21 protein-coding genes and 1 tRNA gene are annotated in these 16799 nt (G+C 45.2%); 1 reads left to right on the forward strand and 21 read right to left on the reverse strand.

Translation table 11 applies throughout. The features are described from left to right. Window positions 1-65: 65 nt before the first annotated feature. The 3 genes from mgtE to metA all read right to left on the reverse strand — a co-directional run bounded on the left by mgtE (window position 66) and on the right by metA (window position 6341). Complete coding sequence (mgtE, locus tag ACYFDN_RS20300; RefSeq protein WP_016402124.1) at window positions 66-1403, reverse strand: magnesium transporter; 1338 nt, start codon at window positions 1401-1403, stop codon at window positions 66-68. Between the two features lie 226 nt (window positions 1404-1629). Next, the gene (gene metH / locus ACYFDN_RS20305; protein ID WP_483512492.1) at window positions 1630-5310 is read right to left on the reverse strand and encodes a methionine synthase; all 3681 of its coding nucleotides are present in this window, start codon (window positions 5308-5310) and stop codon (window positions 1630-1632) included. 89 nt (window positions 5311-5399) lie between these two features. Beyond that, the gene (gene metA, locus ACYFDN_RS20310; RefSeq protein WP_016402126.1) at window positions 5400-6341 is read right to left on the reverse strand and encodes a homoserine O-acetyltransferase MetA; all 942 of its coding nucleotides are present in this window, start codon (window positions 6339-6341) and stop codon (window positions 5400-5402) included. Window positions 6342-6499: 158 nt separating this feature from the next. On the opposite strand from metA, the gene ACYFDN_RS20315 reads away from it, so the two are divergent. Continuing rightward, a complete protein-coding gene (locus tag ACYFDN_RS20315; RefSeq protein WP_016402127.1) occupies window positions 6500-7762 on the forward strand; it encodes a cyclic di-GMP phosphodiesterase in 1263 nt (420 codons plus the stop codon). Window positions 7763-7850: 88 nt separating this feature from the next. On the opposite strand, the gene rplQ is transcribed toward ACYFDN_RS20315, so the two are convergent. From rplQ to ACYFDN_RS20405, 18 genes are all read right to left on the reverse strand, one after another. Continuing rightward, the gene (gene rplQ / locus ACYFDN_RS20320) at window positions 7851-8243 is read right to left on the reverse strand and encodes a 50S ribosomal protein L17 (protein WP_040307251.1); all 393 of its coding nucleotides are present in this window, start codon (window positions 8241-8243) and stop codon (window positions 7851-7853) included. Window positions 8244-8281: 38 nt separating this feature from the next. Continuing rightward, window positions 8282-9268: a DNA-directed RNA polymerase subunit alpha gene (locus ACYFDN_RS20325; protein ID WP_016402129.1), complete on the reverse strand. Its 987-nt coding sequence runs from the start codon at window positions 9266-9268 to the stop codon at window positions 8282-8284. 23 nt (window positions 9269-9291) lie between these two features. Next, window positions 9292-9912, reverse strand: a complete 621-nt coding sequence (rpsD, locus tag ACYFDN_RS20330) for a 30S ribosomal protein S4 (RefSeq protein ID WP_016402130.1) — start codon at window positions 9910-9912, stop codon at window positions 9292-9294. A gap of 26 nt (window positions 9913-9938) precedes the next feature. After that, a complete protein-coding gene (gene rpsK, locus ACYFDN_RS20335; protein WP_016402131.1) occupies window positions 9939-10328 on the reverse strand; it encodes a 30S ribosomal protein S11 in 390 nt (129 codons plus the stop codon). Window positions 10329-10341: 13 nt separating this feature from the next. After that, the gene (gene rpsM, locus ACYFDN_RS20340) at window positions 10342-10698 is read right to left on the reverse strand and encodes a 30S ribosomal protein S13 (protein WP_016402132.1); all 357 of its coding nucleotides are present in this window, start codon (window positions 10696-10698) and stop codon (window positions 10342-10344) included. Between the two features lie 107 nt (window positions 10699-10805). Further along, window positions 10806-10919: a 50S ribosomal protein L36 gene (rpmJ, locus tag ACYFDN_RS20345; RefSeq protein ID WP_000868186.1), complete on the reverse strand. Its 114-nt coding sequence runs from the start codon at window positions 10917-10919 to the stop codon at window positions 10806-10808. A 41-nt stretch (window positions 10920-10960) separates the two neighbouring features. Further along, entirely contained in the window at window positions 10961-12286 is a 1326-nt protein-coding gene (gene secY, locus ACYFDN_RS20350; protein ID WP_016402133.1) for a preprotein translocase subunit SecY, read from the reverse strand. 8 nt (window positions 12287-12294) lie between these two features. Continuing rightward, window positions 12295-12729 carry a 50S ribosomal protein L15 gene (gene rplO / locus ACYFDN_RS20355; RefSeq protein WP_016402134.1) on the reverse strand — a complete coding sequence of 145 codons (435 nt, stop codon included), beginning with the start codon at window positions 12727-12729 and terminating at the stop codon, window positions 12295-12297. 2 nt (window positions 12730-12731) lie between these two features. Continuing rightward, the gene (rpmD, locus tag ACYFDN_RS20360) at window positions 12732-12914 is read right to left on the reverse strand and encodes a 50S ribosomal protein L30 (protein WP_016402135.1); all 183 of its coding nucleotides are present in this window, start codon (window positions 12912-12914) and stop codon (window positions 12732-12734) included. 6 nt (window positions 12915-12920) lie between these two features. Then, entirely contained in the window at window positions 12921-13424 is a 504-nt protein-coding gene (gene rpsE, locus ACYFDN_RS20365; RefSeq protein WP_016402136.1) for a 30S ribosomal protein S5, read from the reverse strand. Between the two features lie 10 nt (window positions 13425-13434). Then, the gene (gene rplR, locus ACYFDN_RS20370; RefSeq protein ID WP_016402137.1) at window positions 13435-13785 is read right to left on the reverse strand and encodes a 50S ribosomal protein L18; all 351 of its coding nucleotides are present in this window, start codon (window positions 13783-13785) and stop codon (window positions 13435-13437) included. A gap of 9 nt (window positions 13786-13794) precedes the next feature. After that, the gene (rplF, locus tag ACYFDN_RS20375) at window positions 13795-14322 is read right to left on the reverse strand and encodes a 50S ribosomal protein L6 (protein WP_016402138.1); all 528 of its coding nucleotides are present in this window, start codon (window positions 14320-14322) and stop codon (window positions 13795-13797) included. Window positions 14323-14337: 15 nt separating this feature from the next. Further along, window positions 14338-14730 carry a 30S ribosomal protein S8 gene (rpsH, locus tag ACYFDN_RS20380; protein WP_016402139.1) on the reverse strand — a complete coding sequence of 131 codons (393 nt, stop codon included), beginning with the start codon at window positions 14728-14730 and terminating at the stop codon, window positions 14338-14340. A 26-nt stretch (window positions 14731-14756) separates the two neighbouring features. Further along, on the reverse strand, window positions 14757-15062 hold the full coding sequence (rpsN, locus tag ACYFDN_RS20385) for a 30S ribosomal protein S14 (protein ID WP_016402140.1): 306 nt from the start codon (window positions 15060-15062) through the stop codon (window positions 14757-14759). 13 nt (window positions 15063-15075) lie between these two features. Further along, on the reverse strand, window positions 15076-15615 hold the full coding sequence (gene rplE, locus ACYFDN_RS20390) for a 50S ribosomal protein L5 (RefSeq protein WP_040307252.1): 540 nt from the start codon (window positions 15613-15615) through the stop codon (window positions 15076-15078). A 12-nt stretch (window positions 15616-15627) separates the two neighbouring features. After that, a complete protein-coding gene (gene rplX, locus ACYFDN_RS20395; protein WP_016402142.1) occupies window positions 15628-15942 on the reverse strand; it encodes a 50S ribosomal protein L24 in 315 nt (104 codons plus the stop codon). Window positions 15943-15952: 10 nt separating this feature from the next. Continuing rightward, a complete protein-coding gene (gene rplN / locus ACYFDN_RS20400; protein ID WP_016402143.1) occupies window positions 15953-16321 on the reverse strand; it encodes a 50S ribosomal protein L14 in 369 nt (122 codons plus the stop codon). 323 nt (window positions 16322-16644) lie between these two features. Further along, window positions 16645-16720, reverse strand: a tRNA-Thr gene (locus ACYFDN_RS20405). Window positions 16721-16799: the final 79 nt, after the last annotated feature.

Here is a 16799-nt window from a genome sequence, read left to right on the forward strand (position 1 = left end):
CCTTATAAAGGCAATAAAAAAGCGAGTGTTAGCACTCGCTTTTTTGTTTCTTCGCTATGGCAGCTTTATAAACCTAGCACCATGCTGGCCAGCCCAAAATACACCAATACCCCAGATACATCAGCAATAGTTGCCACTAAAGGTCCCGATGCTGTGGCAGGGTCCATCTTCATCTTGTTGAGCAAGAACGGAAGACTTAAACCGACTAGTGAGCCTACTAGTACAATAATTATCATCGACATTGAAACGATCATGGCGACATCTGGTCCACCACGAAATACACCAACACTATAAACTGCCGCTGCCATGGTTAAGCCCAAGGCCAAACCAACCAGTAGCTCTCGCGCAAATAATTTAGACCAGTCATTTTTGTCTACTTCACCGGTTGCTAGTGCACGTACCATAAGCGCAGCCGCCTGTGAGCCAGCATTACCGCCACTGCCAATAAGCAAAGGTAAAAAGAACACTAAGGCAACATGGCTGGCAATGGTATCTTCAAAGTGAGCAATGCCAGCCCCCGAGAACATTGCGCCAAACACCAGTAATACCAGCCACATTACCCGCTTACGATACAACTCCCAAATACTCACGCGATCAACGGTTTCATCTAACTTGCCTACCGAGGCACTTTTTTGCGCATCTTCGGTGGCTTCTTCAACGGCTGCGTCCATCGCGTCATCGTAAGTAACGATGCCCACTAACTTTTGCACCTCATCAACCACCGGTAAAGCCAGTAAGTCGTAATGACGAATTTGCTTAGCGGCCTGCTCTTGGCTCTCTTCAACGGTTACCGATACCACTTCGGTCCGCATTAACTCACGTACTTGAGTATCTGGAGAGGCCAAGATCAACTCACGCAAAGACACAGTACCGCGCAAACGGCGCTGGCCATCAATCACGTAGGTTTGATAAATGGTTTCTTTATCTGGCGCCTCTAAGCGCAGCTGCTTAAGCGCTCGACTAACTAACCAATGCTCTTTTAAGGTGGCGTAGTCGGAGGTCATTATCGCCCCTGCTGTACCCTCTGCATAACTTGACAGCTTACGTAAATCTTCACGTTCGGCTTGCGCTAACCCCGGTAACACCATAGCGCGCTGCTCTTCGTCTAAGTCATTATACAAATCGGCCCGCTCATCGGCGTCCATACGTGAAAATAAGGCAGCCAATTTATGGCGCTTCATTAAACCAGCAACATCGGCTTGCAGGTAGGGCGGCAAGTAAGAAAAAACCTTGGCGCGATCACCCAAGGAGAACATAGAGATTAACGGCAACGCTTCTTTAGGTTCGAACTCTGCTAAGGCTTGGCCAATATCTGCAAAGTGATACTCATCAAGGGTAGAACGAAGAGTTGGTTTATCGAGATTAACTAGGGCTAGCTCTAGTTTTTGTTGAAGTTGTGCCATGTACTGCTCCAGCTATCGCATAGAGCCAGACATCAACGAGACGGACTACACGAAGGAAATTTTTTGTATAAGATTTAAAAAACAATAAAAGTTTCGACTGTCGGGGTCCGGGTTCATAGAAGATTCTCAGTGATAAAATCGGCGCAAATTGTAGGGGGGAATCGCCTTTAATTCAAGCAATTTCCGCTCTGAGAACAGCGCCTCAGAGCAGAAATATGTAGTTGTTTTAGCTGTTGTAACCCAAGTTAGGCGCTAACCAACGCTCAGCGTCTTCCAAGGACATGTTTTTACGCTGTGCATAATCTTCAACCTGATCTTTTTGAATAGACGCTACTGCAAAGTAACGACTCTCTGGGTGCGAGAAATACCAGCCAGATACCGCTGCACCGGGCCACATAGCGTAGCTTTCGGTTAACTGCATACCAATACGCTGCTCAACATCTAGTAGCTCCCAAATTAAGCCTTTTTCGGTATGCTCTGGGCAAGCCGGATAACCCGGCGCAGGACGAATGCCTTGATAGTTTTCGCGAATCAGCTCTTCGTTGCTTAACGCTTCATCGGCGGCATAACCCCAATACTCTTTACGCACTTGAGCATGTAAGTACTCGGCAAACCCTTCGGCTAAACGATCAGCCACTGCCTTCACCATAATGGCGTTGTAATCATCACCATCTTCTTTGTAGGCTTCAGCTAGCTCATCCTCACCAATTCCGCCGGTCACGGAAAATGCGCCAAAATAGTCTGCCTTGCCAGAAGACTTAGGCGCAATAAAGTCGGCCAAACAGTTGTTGGCTCCCTTTTTCTTTTCTGTTTGCTGGCGAAGCTGAGAGCTTACACCCAGCAATTCACTGCGCGACTCATCGCGATAAATTTCGATGTCATCGCCCACGCTGTTAGCAGGGAATAGCCCAAATACACCAGACACTTTTATTTCGTCCTTGGCTTTAAAACGCTCTAACATCACCTTTGCATCAGCAAAGATACGTTTGGCTTCTTCACCTACCACTTCATCTTCTAATATACGTGGATATTTACCGGCCAAAGACCAGGTCATAAAGAATGGTGTCCAATCGATATAAGGTTCTATCTCGGCAATTGATACATTCTCAAATTGCTGAATGCCCAACTGCTTAGGCACGGGTGGCGTATAATTTTGCCAGTCAATATTTACTGCATTAGCGCGTGCGGCTTCCAATGTAACTGGTGGAGTACGAGGTCGCTTGCGTGCATGCTGCTCGCGCACAATATCGTAGTCTTTATCCAGTTTTTCAACAAAGGCTGGGCGCAGCTCGTCTGATAACAAACTTTGGCACACCCCCACTGCACGAGAGGCATTAGATACGTAAACAACCGGCTTTTCGTAATTTTGTTCAATTTTTACTGCGGTGTGGGCTTTAGAAGTTGTCGCACCACCAATTAGCAGTGGGATATCGAGGCCAGTACGTTGCATTTCTTTAGCAACATGCACCATTTCATCCAGCGAAGGTGTAATCAAACCAGATAGACCAATCATGTCTACCTGCTCTTCTTTGGCTACTTTTAAGATCTTATCGCAAGGCACCATTACACCTAGGTCAATCACTTCAAAGTTATTACATTGCAGCACCACGCCAACAATGTTTTTACCAATATCGTGTACGTCACCTTTTACCGTGGCCATAACAATTTTGCCGTTAGAGCGTTGCCCTTCACCTTTTTCTGCTTCGATATAAGGTTGCAGATAGGCCACAGCTCGCTTCATCACTCGCGCCGATTTAACCACTTGCGGAAGGAACATTTTACCGGCGCCAAATAAATCACCCACTACGTTCATGCCATCCATTAATAGCCCTTCAATCACATGCAGTGGACGCTCTGCAGCTTGGCGAGCCAGTTCTGTATCCTCTTCGATGAATTCGGTAATACCTTTGACTAAAGCGTGTTCTAAGCGCTTGTTTACATCCCACGTGCGCCACTCTAAATCTTGAGCACTTTCTTGCTGAGTTCCATCACCACGGTACTTCTCGGCAATCTCTAACAGCTCTTCGGTTGCGTTGTCATGGGTATTTAGTACAACCGCTTCAACTTTATCTTTAAGCTCTTTGGGAATGTCTTCGTAAATGGCTAGCTGGCCTGCATTTACAATACCCATGTCCATGCCATTTTTAATGGCGTAATACAGGAATACCGCGTGAATAGCTTCACGTACAGGGTTGTTTCCGCGGAATGAGAAACTTACATTTGAGACGCCGCCCGAGATCATCGCGTGAGGCAAGTTATCTTTGATGTCTTTAACCGCTTCGATGAAATCAACCGCATAGTTGTTATGCTCATCGATACCGGTAGCTACAGCAAAGATATTAGGATCGAAGATGATATCTTCTGGTGGGAAGCCTACTTGATTCACCAAAATGTCGTACGACTTACTACATATCTCGAACTTACGCTCTCGCGTATCAGCTTGCCCCACTTCATCAAAAGCCATCACAATCACGGCAGCGCCATAACGGCGAAGAATTTTGGCTTGCTCAACAAAAGGCTCAACACCTTCTTTCATAGAGATGGAGTTAACTACAGGTTTACCTTGCACACACTGCAAACCCGCTTCAAGAATGTCCCACTTTGATGAGTCGATCATTACCGGTACTTTGGCAATGTCTGGCTCTGAAGCAACCATGTTTAAAAAGCGCACCATGGCAGCTTTAGAATCAAGCATGCCTTCATCCATGTTCACATCGATGATTTGCGCACCGTTTTCTACCTGCTGCAAAGCAACTTCAATGGCTTTATCGTAGTTTTCTTCTTTAATTAAGCGCTTAAACATGGCCGAGCCAGTAACGTTGTTACGCTCACCCACATTTACAAATAAGGTTTCAGGGGTAATGGTTAGAGGCTCTAGTCCAGATAAACGACAGGCAACGTCTATTTCTGGCAATTGGCGCGGTTTAACACCTTCTACGGCATCGGCCATCGCTTTAATATGTTCTGGCGTTGTACCACAACAACCACCTACAAGGTTTAAGAAACCAGCGCGCGCCCATTCACCAATATGCTCAGCCATTTCTTTGGCTTCTAGATCATATTCACCGAAAGCATTAGGTAAACCCGCATTAGGGTGAGCCGACACATAGCTCTCGCTTACGCGGCTTAGCTCTTCAACATATTGGCGTAGCTCATCGGGACCAAGCGCACAGTTTAGGCCCATGCTAATTGGCTCTGCGTGGCGCAAGGAATTATAAAATGCCTCAGTTGTTTGGCCACTTAAGGTACGGCCTGACGCGTCGGTAATGGTACCGGAAATCATTATGGGTAAATCGATTCCCAATTCATCGTAAACTGATTTAACCGCAAACACTGCAGCTTTAGCATTTAAGGTATCGAAGATAGTTTCGATAAGAATCAGGTCGCTACCGCCTTCAATTAAAGCTTTAGTCGATTCTTCGTAAGCTTCTACTAACTCGTTAAAAGTAACGTTTCGGTAACCCGGGTCGTTTACATCAGGAGATATAGAACAGGTACGGTTAGTTGGCCCTAGCACCCCCGCTACGAAACGCGGGCGTTCAGGGTTTAACGCGGTAACTTCATCGGCCACCTCACGGGCTATTCTGGCTGCCTCTCGGTTTATCTCAGCAGAATAAGCTTCCATGTCATAATCGGCCATGGCGATAGTGGTGGCGTTAAAGGTATTGGTTTCGAGAATATCAGCGCCGGCAAGTAGGTAATCGCGGTGGATATCGGCAATGATTTTAGGCTGAGAAAGGACCAACATATCGTTGTTACCTTTCACATCGGTATGCCAATCAGCAAAGCGCTCTCCGCGGTAATCAGCCTCTTCAAACTTGTAAGATTGAATCATTGTTCCCATGCCGCCATCAATAATCATGATGCGTTGAGAAAGTTGCTTTTCTAATTGAGGCCTTGCTGACACGGGAACATCCTATTTCTTTCGCTGGTATTTCGAGACGGCAGTGTAGCACACTGCCTTTAAAGGCTTAGCTGCGATAAAGTTATATGAAATTATTTCAAGATATTATCGGATTTTGGTTTTAGCTCTGTTAAGTCGTACGGCGTGATTTGGTACACACAGTAATTTAGCCAATTGTTGTAAAGCAAATGACCATGACTGCGCCATGTGGCACAAGGTGAGTTGCCGCAATCATCTTGCGGATAATAATTCTCTGGTAACTGAGGATTCAAACCTTCTTGGCTGTCACGCTGATATTCGTTATCTAAGGTATCGGCGGCATATTCTGGATGACCAGTTATAAATACTTGACGGAAATCTTCACTGGCAAATAAATAGCTACCGGCTTCGGGGTTATCGGCCAATACTGTTAAGTCAGTTTCTTCGGTGATCAAATTAGAATCGAAGTGAGCATAACGCGACAAAGGCGCTAAAAAGGCGTCGTCAAAACCGCGCACTAAGGGGTTATGCTTATGCTTAGTTTGATGCCAGTACACCCCTGACAACTTCTTCTCACGTGTCTGCTTTTCTAATCCATACAAATGATACAACGCAGCTTGCGCCGCCCAACATAAGTACAACGTTGAAGTTACGTGAGTTGTCGACCAATCGATGATTTCTTTTACTTGGTCCCAGTAATAAACGTCTTCGAATGCAACTTGACCAAGCGGTGCACCAGTAATAATTAAGCCGTCAAAATTGCGCTCTCGCAATTTCTCGAAATCTCGATAAAACTTATCAATATGCTCTTGCGGAGTATTTTTAGACACGCGGTGATTAATCCGTAATAGCTTTACGTTCACTTGCAACGGCGAGTTAGAAAGCAAGCGAAGGATCTGATTCTCGGTCTCGATTTTCTTTGGCATCAAGTTAAGCAATACCACTTCTAAGGGACGAATATCCTGGTGAGCAGCACGGCTCTCCGGCATTACAAATATGTTTTCATTGCGCAATACTTCAGCAGCGGGTAACTGATCAGGAATACAAATTGGCATATAAAGGTTCCTTGCTAACAACAGGCAATGTATGTCTAGACATCTAGATACCTATTTTAGTTAGATTGTAGTGTATGTCTAGAACTTGTTAAAAGCAGCTGATTTTGTGTGCCAAATTCTTCATAATGCAGGCTAGACGGATGAAGTAGAAAGGAAAAATGGCAGAGTTAAAGCTAAATGTTGAACGCTTACAGATAGGAGTTTACGTAAAGCTTCCTGTTAAGTGGGGCGAGCACCCATTTATGTTCACCAGCTTCAAAATTAAAAGCCAAGACCAAATTGAGGTTATTCATAACCTAGGTTTAAAACATGTCATTGTTGTTCCTGAAAAGAGCGACAAACCACCGCTGCCCGTTGACCAAGAAAATGGCGATAGTAAAAAGGCCGACCCCAAAGCCCAAGAGAAAGCAGAAAAAGCCCTTTGGGAAGAAAAGCGCGCCCGTATCGAAGAACTTAAAAACTACCGTCGCAATCTGCAAAAAGTAGAAAAAGAGTTCGATCGCTCTATGGCGCAAGTCCGGGCGGTAATGTCTAAGCTCAAAAGTCGCCCGCTAAATGCGGTAGACGACGCAACTAGCTTAATTAACAACTTAGCCGATGACTTACTGTCCGGCGAAAACGTTGTACTTCATCTAATGAACGACAGCAAAGATGCTGACAGCTTTTATTACCATAGCCTCAACGTTTCTATCCTTGCGATGATGTTGGCTAAAGCAGCCGGTTTTTCCGAGCGTGATATTAAGATTTTGGGTCTTTCGGGATTATTCCACGATGTGGGTAAAATGAAGATCCCGGATAAGATTTTACGCAAGCCGGGCAAGCTAACTGCTCAAGAAGCAAACTTACTTAAAATGCACACCAAGTACGGTGCTGATTTTCTAAAGCTCTCTGAAACGTTACCGGCCAAAGTTAAGTTAATTGCTGAGCAACACCACGAGTTTTTAGATGGAAGTGGTTATCCCAAAAAACTTAAGGGTGAGCAAATCGACCGCTTGTCTCAGCTTATTTCAGTGGTAAATGAATACGACAGCTTGTGTCATCCACGTGATGTGAAGCAAACTCGCATTCCTTTCACTGTTATTTCATATCTTTATAAACAGCGTAAAGAACAACTAAATACAGCCGATTTAGGCATTCTGATCCGCCTGCTAGGTATTTACCCACCTGGCAGCGTAGTACAGCTTAGCTCAGGCCAAATTGGCTTGGTGATGTCGGTTAACTCTGAGCGTTTATTGTTTCCAGCGGTACAAGTTTACGACGCTAACATTCCACGTACCGAAGCGCCAATTATCGATTTAGAAGCAGCAGGCTTAACCATAGAAAAAGCCTTAAAGCCAAGCGCATTGCCCGATGCAGTGTTTGAATACCTTAACCCTCGGGCTCGAATTTCATACTACTTCGACCACAATAAACGTTTGTAATCATCCAATCCAAGTTGCTAAGCGATAACAAATTTTAGACAAAAAAAAGCCGGACCTAAGTCCGGCTTTTTAGGCTTGGTGTCTGAGTTTACTCAGCAGCTTCTTCAACTACTTCTTCAACTTCAGGACGGTCCAATAATTCAATGTATGCCATAGGAGCATTGTCGCCAGCACGGAAACCACATTTTAAAATGCGAGTATAACCGCCTGCACGTTCTTTGAATCGTGGGCCGATTTCAGCAAATAGCTTACCAACAACTTCTGCATCGCGAGTACGAGCAAAAGCTAGACGACGGTTAGCTACACTGTCATTTTTAGCCAATGTAATTAATGGCTCAACAACACGGCGAAGCTCTTTGGCTTTAGGCAATGTTGTCTTGATAACTTCATGGCGAACCAATGAACTGGCCATATTCCGGAACATAGCCTGACGATGGCTGCTATTTCGGTTCAATTGACGACCACTCTGACGATGGCGCATGACCTTATCCTTCTATATTAAGACGTTAAAACCAGTGACTACTTATCAGCGATGCTAGCAGGTGGCCAGTTTTCTAGGCGCATACCTAGAGATAGACCACGTGATGCTAATACATCTTTGATTTCTGTAAGCGACTTCTTACCCAAGTTAGGGGTTTTAAGTAGCTCAACTTCGGTACGTTGTACCAAGTCACCAATGTAATGAATCGCTTCTGCCTTCAAACAGTTAGCAGAGCGTACTGTCAACTCTAGATCATCGACAGGACGAAGCAGGATTGGATCAAACTCTGGCTTCTCTTCTTTTTCTTCTGGCTCACTTACGTCACGTAAGTCAACGAAGGCATCCAACTGCTCTGCAAGAATTGTTGCACTGCGGCGGATAGCTTCCTCTGGATCAAGAGTACCATTGGTTTCCATATCGATAACCAATTTGTCCAAGTCAGTACGTTGCTCTACACGTGCAGCTTCAACAGTATAAGCAATACGCTCTACTGGGCTGTAAGCCGCATCTGTTAGCAAACGACCAATTGGACGCTCTTCATCTTCAGAGTGAACCCGAACTGAAGCTGGTACGTAACCACGACCACGTTCTACCTTAATGCGCATGCTGATTTCAGCGTTGCTGCTAAGGTGACAAATAACGTGCTCAGGGTTAGTGATTTCGACATCAGCGTCGTGCTGAATGTCGCCTGCAACCACAGGACCTGCTCCAGACTTGGTAAGACTTAAGGTTACTTCGTCTTTACCTTCTAACTTTACAGCAATACCTTTTAGGTTAAGCAAGATTTCCAAGATATCCTCTTGAACACCTTCCTTACTGCTGTACTCATGCAACACGCCATCGATTTCTACTTCAGTTACCGCACAACCTGGCATAGAAGATAAAAGAATACGACGAAGAGCGTTACCTAAAGTGTGGCCAAAACCACGCTCTAACGGCTCAAGCGTAACTTTTGCACGAGTTGGGCTAACTTGTTCGATCTCAACTAGCCTTGGTTTTAGAAACTCTGTTACAGAACCCTGCATTGTGTCCTCTCTATAATTCAACTTTACTTAGAGTAAAGTTCGACGATCAGCTGTTCGTTAATTTCCGCAGACAAGTCAGCGCGCTCAGGTAGGCGCTTGAAAGTGCCTTCCATCTTAGTTGCGTCTACTTCTACCCACGATGCCGCTTCACGTTGTCCAGCGATTTCTAAAGATGCAACGATACGCGCTTGCTTCTTAGATTTTTCGCGAACACTGATAACGTCTTCTGGTAGTACCTTGTAAGAAGGAATGTTTACCACTTTACCGTTTACTAGAATAGCTTTGTGGCTAACTAGCTGACGAGCTTCGGCGCGAGTTGCACCAAAACCTACACGGTAAACAACGTTATCCAAACGACTTTCTAACAATTGCAACAAGTTTTCACCGGTGTTGCCTTTAAGGCGAGCAGCAGCTTTATAGTAGTTGCGGAATTGCTTTTCAAGAATGCCGTATAAACGACGAACTTTTTGCTTCTCACGAAGCTGTAAACCGTAGTCTGAAAGACGCGCTTTACGTGCACCGTGTTGTCCAGGTGCTGTATCCAGCTTACACTTTGTGTCGATCGCACGTACACCACTTTTCAAGAAAAGATCGGTACCTTCACGACGGCTAAGTTTAAGCTTTGGACCTAAATATCTTGCCATTTTTCTTTCTCCAATCTATCCAGAAACTACACGCGGCGTTTCTTAGGTGGACGACAGCCATTGTGTGGAATCGGAGTCACGTCGGTGATGTTAGTCACACGGAAACCCGCAGCATGTAATGCACGGATTGAAGACTCACGACCAGGACCTGGGCCGTTTACAAACACTTCTACGTTCTTAAGGCCGTAGTCTTTAGCTGCTTCAGCAGCACGTTCAGCAGCAACCTGTGCAGCAAACGGAGTAGACTTACGAGAACCACGGAAACCTGAACCACCTGCGGTAGCCCAAGAAAGCGCGTTGCCCTGACGATCAGTGATAGTCACGATAGTATTGTTGAAAGACGCATGGATATGAGCCATGCCATCAGCAACTTGTTTTTTTACGCGTTTACGAGCGCGAGTCGGAGTTTTAGCCATTATCACTCACCCCTTATTTCTTAATAGGTTTGCGAGGACCTTTACGGGTGCGCGCATTAGTTTTAGTGCGCTGACCGCGAAGGGGCAAACTGCGACGATGACGAAGTCCACGGTAACAACCGAGGTCCATCAGGCGCTTAATGTTCATAGATACTTCACGGCGTAGATCACCTTCAACGGTGAATTTAGCTACTTCGTCACGAAGTTTATCGATTTGTGTTTCGTCAAGTTCTCTGATCTTTACATCTTCAGCGATACCAGCTGCCGCACAGATTTTCTGTGAACGGGTTAAGCCAATGCCGAAGATTGCAGTTAAAGCAATAACTGCGTGCTTCTGATCAGGAATGTTAATGCCGGCTATACGGGCCATTGGCACACTCCTATTTTTCGTGTTAAACGAAGGCCATCTGTGAAAAGCCCGTAAGGATACTCAACAGATGACCACATTGCAAATAATATTGTCTTGAAATCTACTAACTAGCCTTGGCGCTGTTTATGCTTTGGCTCACTGCAAATTACACGCACAACACCGTTGCGCTTAATAACTTTACAGTTACGGCAGATTTTCTTAACGGATGCACGTACTTTCATTGCTATCTCCGCAAAAGTTAAAGTCCAATCTCAAGGGCGGCCTATCGGCCGTAACCTTTAAGATTAGCTTTTTTCAGAACCGAACCATATTGATGAGACATCAAATGGGTTTGGACCTGAGCCATAAAGTCCATGATAACCACCACTACAATAAGTAGCGAAGTACCACCGAAGTAGAACTGAACGTTCATTCCGATCATCATAAACTCAGGAATTAAACATACAAACGTGATGTACAAAGCACCAGCTAGGGTTAAACGAGTCATCACCTTGTCGATGTATCGCGAGGTTTGTTCACCAGGACGAATACCTGGAATGAACGCGCCACTCTTCTTCAAGTTATCTGCTGTTTCGCGAGGGTTAAATACCAACGCAGTATAGAAGAAGCAGAAGAAGATAATGGCTGCTGCATACAAGAACACATATAACGGTTGCCCAGGTTGTAGCGTTAGCGATAAGTCAGATAAGAAAGACAAGCCTTCATTTTGACCAAACCACTGAGCTAATGTGCCAGGGAACAGAATAATACTTGAAGCAAAAATAGCTGGGATAACACCCGCCATGTTTACCTTAAGTGGTAAATGTGTGCTTTGCGCAGCAAACACTTTGCGACCTTGTTGGCGTTTTGCATAGTTAACAACGATACGACGCTGTCCACGTTCTACAAATACCACAAAGAAGGTCACCGCAAATACAAGAGCAACGATGAACAAGAGTAACAACAAATGTAACTCTCCTTGACGCGCCTGCTCAGCCGTCTGACCGATTGCAGAAGGCAATCCTGCCACAATACCAGCAAAAATCAGAATCGAGATCCCGTTGCCAATACCGCGTTCAGTAATTTGCTCACCTAACCACATTAGGAACATTGTTCCCGTTACCAAGCTAACCACCGCAGTGAAATAGAATGGTAGGCCTGGGTTAATTACCAGACCAGCCATCATATTTGGTAAGCCAGTAGCAATACCAATAGCTTGGAAGGTTGCTAGAACCAGTGTGCTATAACGCGTGTATTGACTAATTTTACGTCGACCCGACTCGCCTTCCTTTTTAAGTTCAGCAAGGGTTGGGTGAACAACAGTCAATAACTGGATGATAATCGATGCCGAAATATACGGCATGATACCTAACGCGAAAATAGACGCACGTGAAAGTGCACCACCTGAAAACATATTAAACATTTCCAGAATGGTACCTTTCTGCTGGTCAAACAACGCGGCCAGTACAGCGGCATCAATCCCAGGTAACGGCACAAAGGAGCCGGCTCGGAACACAATAATGGCTCCAAGCACAAATAATAAACGACTCTTAAGCTCGCTTAAGCCGCCTTGTGCACTTGCTGATGCTGTTCCTGGATTCTTAGCCATGTTTTGTACTATTCCTCGATTTTACCGCCAGCAGCTTCAATAGCTGCCAGTGCGCCTTTAGTTACACGCAGGCCACGTAAGGTAACTGGTGCTTTAACTTCGCCAGATAGTACTACTTTTGCAAACTTAATGTTGCGAGTAATAAGACCAGCCGCCTTCAAAGCGTCCAAATCTACCACGTCAGCAGTAACTTTAGCTAGCTCAGCAGTGCGAACTTCAGCAGTTACCATTGATTTACGTGAAGTAAAACCAAATTTAGGCAAACGTTGTTTCAATGGCATTTGACCGCCTTCGAAACCTGGACGAACACTACCGCCAGAACGAGACTTCTGACCTTTGTGACCACGACCACCGGTTTTACCTAAACCAGAACCAATACCACGACCTACACGCTTAGCATTTGGCTTAGAGCCAGCAGCTGGAGAAAGAGTATTCAAACGCATGATTATTCTCCCTCAACCTTAACCATGTAAGAAACTTTATTAATCATACCGCGAACACAAGGAGTATCCTCTAGTTCAACAGTGTGATTAATGCGACGAAGACCTAGACCTGTTAAAGTCGCGCGGTGCTTAGGCAAACGCCCGATACCGCTTTTAGTCTGTGTTACTTTAATTTTGTTCGACATGGCTTATTACCCCAGAATTTCTTGGACGCTTAGGCCACGCTTCGCAGCAACGTCTTGTGGAGAATGCATATTCTCAAGAGCGTCGATAGTAGCGCGAACAATGTTAATTGGGTTAGTAGAACCGTATGCCTTAGACAATACGTTCTGCACACCCGCAACTTCTAGAACAGCACGCATCGCACCACCGGCAATAATACCAGTACCCTCTGATGCAGGTTGCATGTAAACACGCGACCCAGAGTGGCGACCCTTAATAGGATGCTGCAGTGTAGTGCCTCTCAGCTGTACACTAGTAAGGTTACGACGCGCTTTTTCCATTGCTTTTTGAATAGCAGCTGGAACTTCACGTGCTTTACCATAACCAAACCCTACGCGACCGTTACCGTCACCCACTACTGTTAGAGCAGTGAAACTGAAGATACGACCACCTTTAACTACTTTTGACACACGGTTTACAGCGATAAGCTTTTCGTTCAGATCACTACCGGCTTGTGCTTCAAATTTAGACATGACTCACTCCTTAGAACTGAAGACCAGCTTCACGTGCTGCTTCTGCAAGCGCAGCAACGCGGCCGTGGTACTTAAAGCCTGAACGGTCAAAAGCTACAGATGTAACGCCTTTTTCAGCAGCACGTTCAGCGATTGCTTTACCTACTGCAGTAGCGGCAGCTACATTACTTAAACTTTCAAGACCGTTAGCAACGGCTTTATCTACTGTTGATGCTGCGGCAATAACCTGTGCATCAGGTGCAATCACCTGCGCGTAAATATGGCGCGGAGTACGGTGAATCACCAGGCGGGTTTTACCCAACTCTTGCATAGCTTTGCGAGTGCGTGTTGCACGACGCAGACGAGCAATTTTCTTTTCCATAGTGTTAACCTACTTCTTCTTAGCCTCTTTACGGCGAACATTTTCGTCAGAGTAACGAACACCTTTACCTTTGTAAGGCTCTGGTGGACGGAACGCGCGAATGTCTGCTGCTACCTGACCAACAACTTGCTTATCAGCACCTTTCAGTACGATTTCAGTTTGTGATGGACACTCTGCTGTAACACCTTCTGGTAAGGTGTAATCTACAGGGTGAGAAAAACCTAAAGTTAGGTTAACTACCTTGCCTTTAACAGCGGCACGGTAACCAACACCTAATAGTGTCAGTTTTTTCTCAAACCCGTCTGTAACGCCAACAACCATGTTGTTGCTAAGAGCACGAGCGGTACCTGCTTGAGCTGAAGAACCACCTTCAACTACAGCAAATTTCAATTCGTTTTCTTCTTTCGTTACAACAACTGCGTCGTTAAAAACGCGAGTCAATGTACCTTTGCTACCTTTAACCGTTAATTCTTGGCCGTTGATATTTACTTCAACGCCAGCAGGAATTGTAACGGGAGCCTTGGCTACGCGAGACATATTACCTACCTCCGGTTAAGCTACGTAACAGACGATTTCACCGCCCATGCCAGCTTTACGTGCTGCACGGTCAGTCATAACGCCTTTAGATGTAGAAACGATTGCAACGCCAAGGCCACCCATAACTTTAGGTAGGTCTTTAGCACCTTTATAAATGCGTAGGCCTGGACGGCTTACACGTTCAATCTTTTCAATAACTTTTTTACCTTCAAAGTACTTGAGGGTAACTTCTAATGACTTTTTCACGTCACCAGTCACAGCGTATCCTGTGATGTAACCTTCTTCTTGCAACAAGTTAGCAATTGCCACTTTTACTTTAGATGAAGGCATAACAACAGATACTTTATTTGCTGATTGACCGTTGCGAACGCGAGTCAACATATCTGCAATAGGATCTTGCATGCTCATAATCGTTTACTCCGTAATTAAGTGGATTACCAACTGGCTTTCTTAAGGCCAGGAACCTCACCGCGCATCATAGCTTCACGCAATTTAATACGGCTTAAGCCGAATTTGCGTAGGTAGCCATGTGGGCGGCCAGTTACGTTACAGCGGTTACGCTGACGAGACCGACTTGAATCACGAGGTAACGATTGCAATTTTAACACTGCGTCCCAACGCTCTTCATCAGAGCTGTTCACGCTGCTAATAATCGCTTTAAGCGCAGCGCGCTTTTCCGCGAAGCGAGCAACGGCTTTTTCACGTTTCACTTCACGAGCTTTCATTGATTGTTTAGCCATAACTAACTCTACCTTACTTACGGAATGGGAAGTTAAAGGCAGCCAGCAGAGCGCGGCCTTCCTCGTTGGTTTCGGCAGTAGTAGTGATAGTAATATCCATACCACGAACCTTATCAACTTTGTCATAATCGATTTCAGGGAAGATGATTTGCTCACGTACACCCATGCTGTAATTACCACGGCCATCGAATGACTTAGCATTCAAACCACGGAAATCTCGAACACGAGGAATAGCGATAGAAATCAAACGCTCTAAAAACTCCCACATACGCTCACCGCGTAGAGTCACTTTACAACCAATTGGGTATCCATCACGGATTTTGAAGCCTGCTACAGATTTACGAGCTTTGGTAGTAAGTGGTTTTTGACCTGAGATAGCCGCTAGATCAGCAATTGCGTGCTCTAGTACTTTCTTGTCATTAACCGCTTCACCCACACCCATGTTAAGGGTGATTTTCTCAATCCGAGGGACTTGCATGATGGATTTGTAACCGAACTCCTTTAAGAGTTCAGGCGTTACAGTTTCCTTATATAGGTCATGCAGTTTCGCCATCGTTAACTCCAGTTACTTTACAATTTCATTAGACGATTTGAATACACGAACTTTTTTGTCGTCTTCAAATCGGAAACCAACGCGATCAGCCTTGCCAGTGGCAGGGTTAAAAATCGCTACGTTTGATGCATCAAGGGCCGCTTCTTTCTCAACAATACCGCCAGCTACACCCAATTGTGGGTTTGGCTTTTGGTGCTTCTTGATTACATTCACGCCTTCAACGAATAGTTTTCCAGTAGGTAAAACTTTGGTTACGCTACCGCGTTTGCCTTTGTCTTTACCTGCAATAACTATTACTTCATCGCCTTTTTGGATTTTATTAGCCATTTTGGACTCCTTAAAGTACTTCTGGCGCTAGAGACACAATTTTCATGAACTGTTCATTTCGCAGTTCACGTGTCACAGGACCAAAGATACGAGTACCAATAGGCTGATTGTTTGCATTCAAGATAACCGCTGCATTGCGGTCAAAACGAATTACAGAACCATCAGGACGACGAACGCCTTTTCTAGTACGCACTACCACAGCATTCATAACGTCACCTTTCTTAACTTTACCGCGAGGAATTGCTTCCTTAACAGTAACTTTAATGATGTCGCCAATTCGTGCATAACGGCGGTGCGAACCACCTAGGACCTTAATACACTGTACAAGGCGCGCGCCGGAATTGTCCGCCACGTCCATAGTAGATTGCATTTGGATCATTTCAGTGCTCCGCTATATATTACAACTGACCCCAGCAATTAGCGCTGAGATCTCTGGCTGCCTAATTAAAGGGCGCGAAATTATAACACCCTAATTTTTTAATTGGTAGGATTGTCTAAATTTTGTTTAATTTAATTAAAAAAACAATAATAAACAAAGAGTTACCACGCAAGCTGCAAGTAAAAAACAGCTAAAAAGAGGCTAATTTCACGCTTGGGTCATTAGAGTTGAAGCCATTAGCCCCAACCTAATCAGATAAACCGACCAATAATTGGCCGATAAAAACAAAAAAGCCCAGCAATAGTGCCGGGCTTAATTGAATATGGTGCTGATAGGCAGATTCGAACTGCCGACCTCACCCTTACCAAGGGTGCGCTCTACCAACTGAGCTATATCAGCGAAATAAAAACCCAGCTATAAGCTGGGTTTCTAATTTGGCGCCTGGCGGTGACCTACTTTCACATGGGGAAGCCCCACA

The sequence above is a fragment of the Agarivorans sp. D1326 genome (assembly GCF_056958115.1).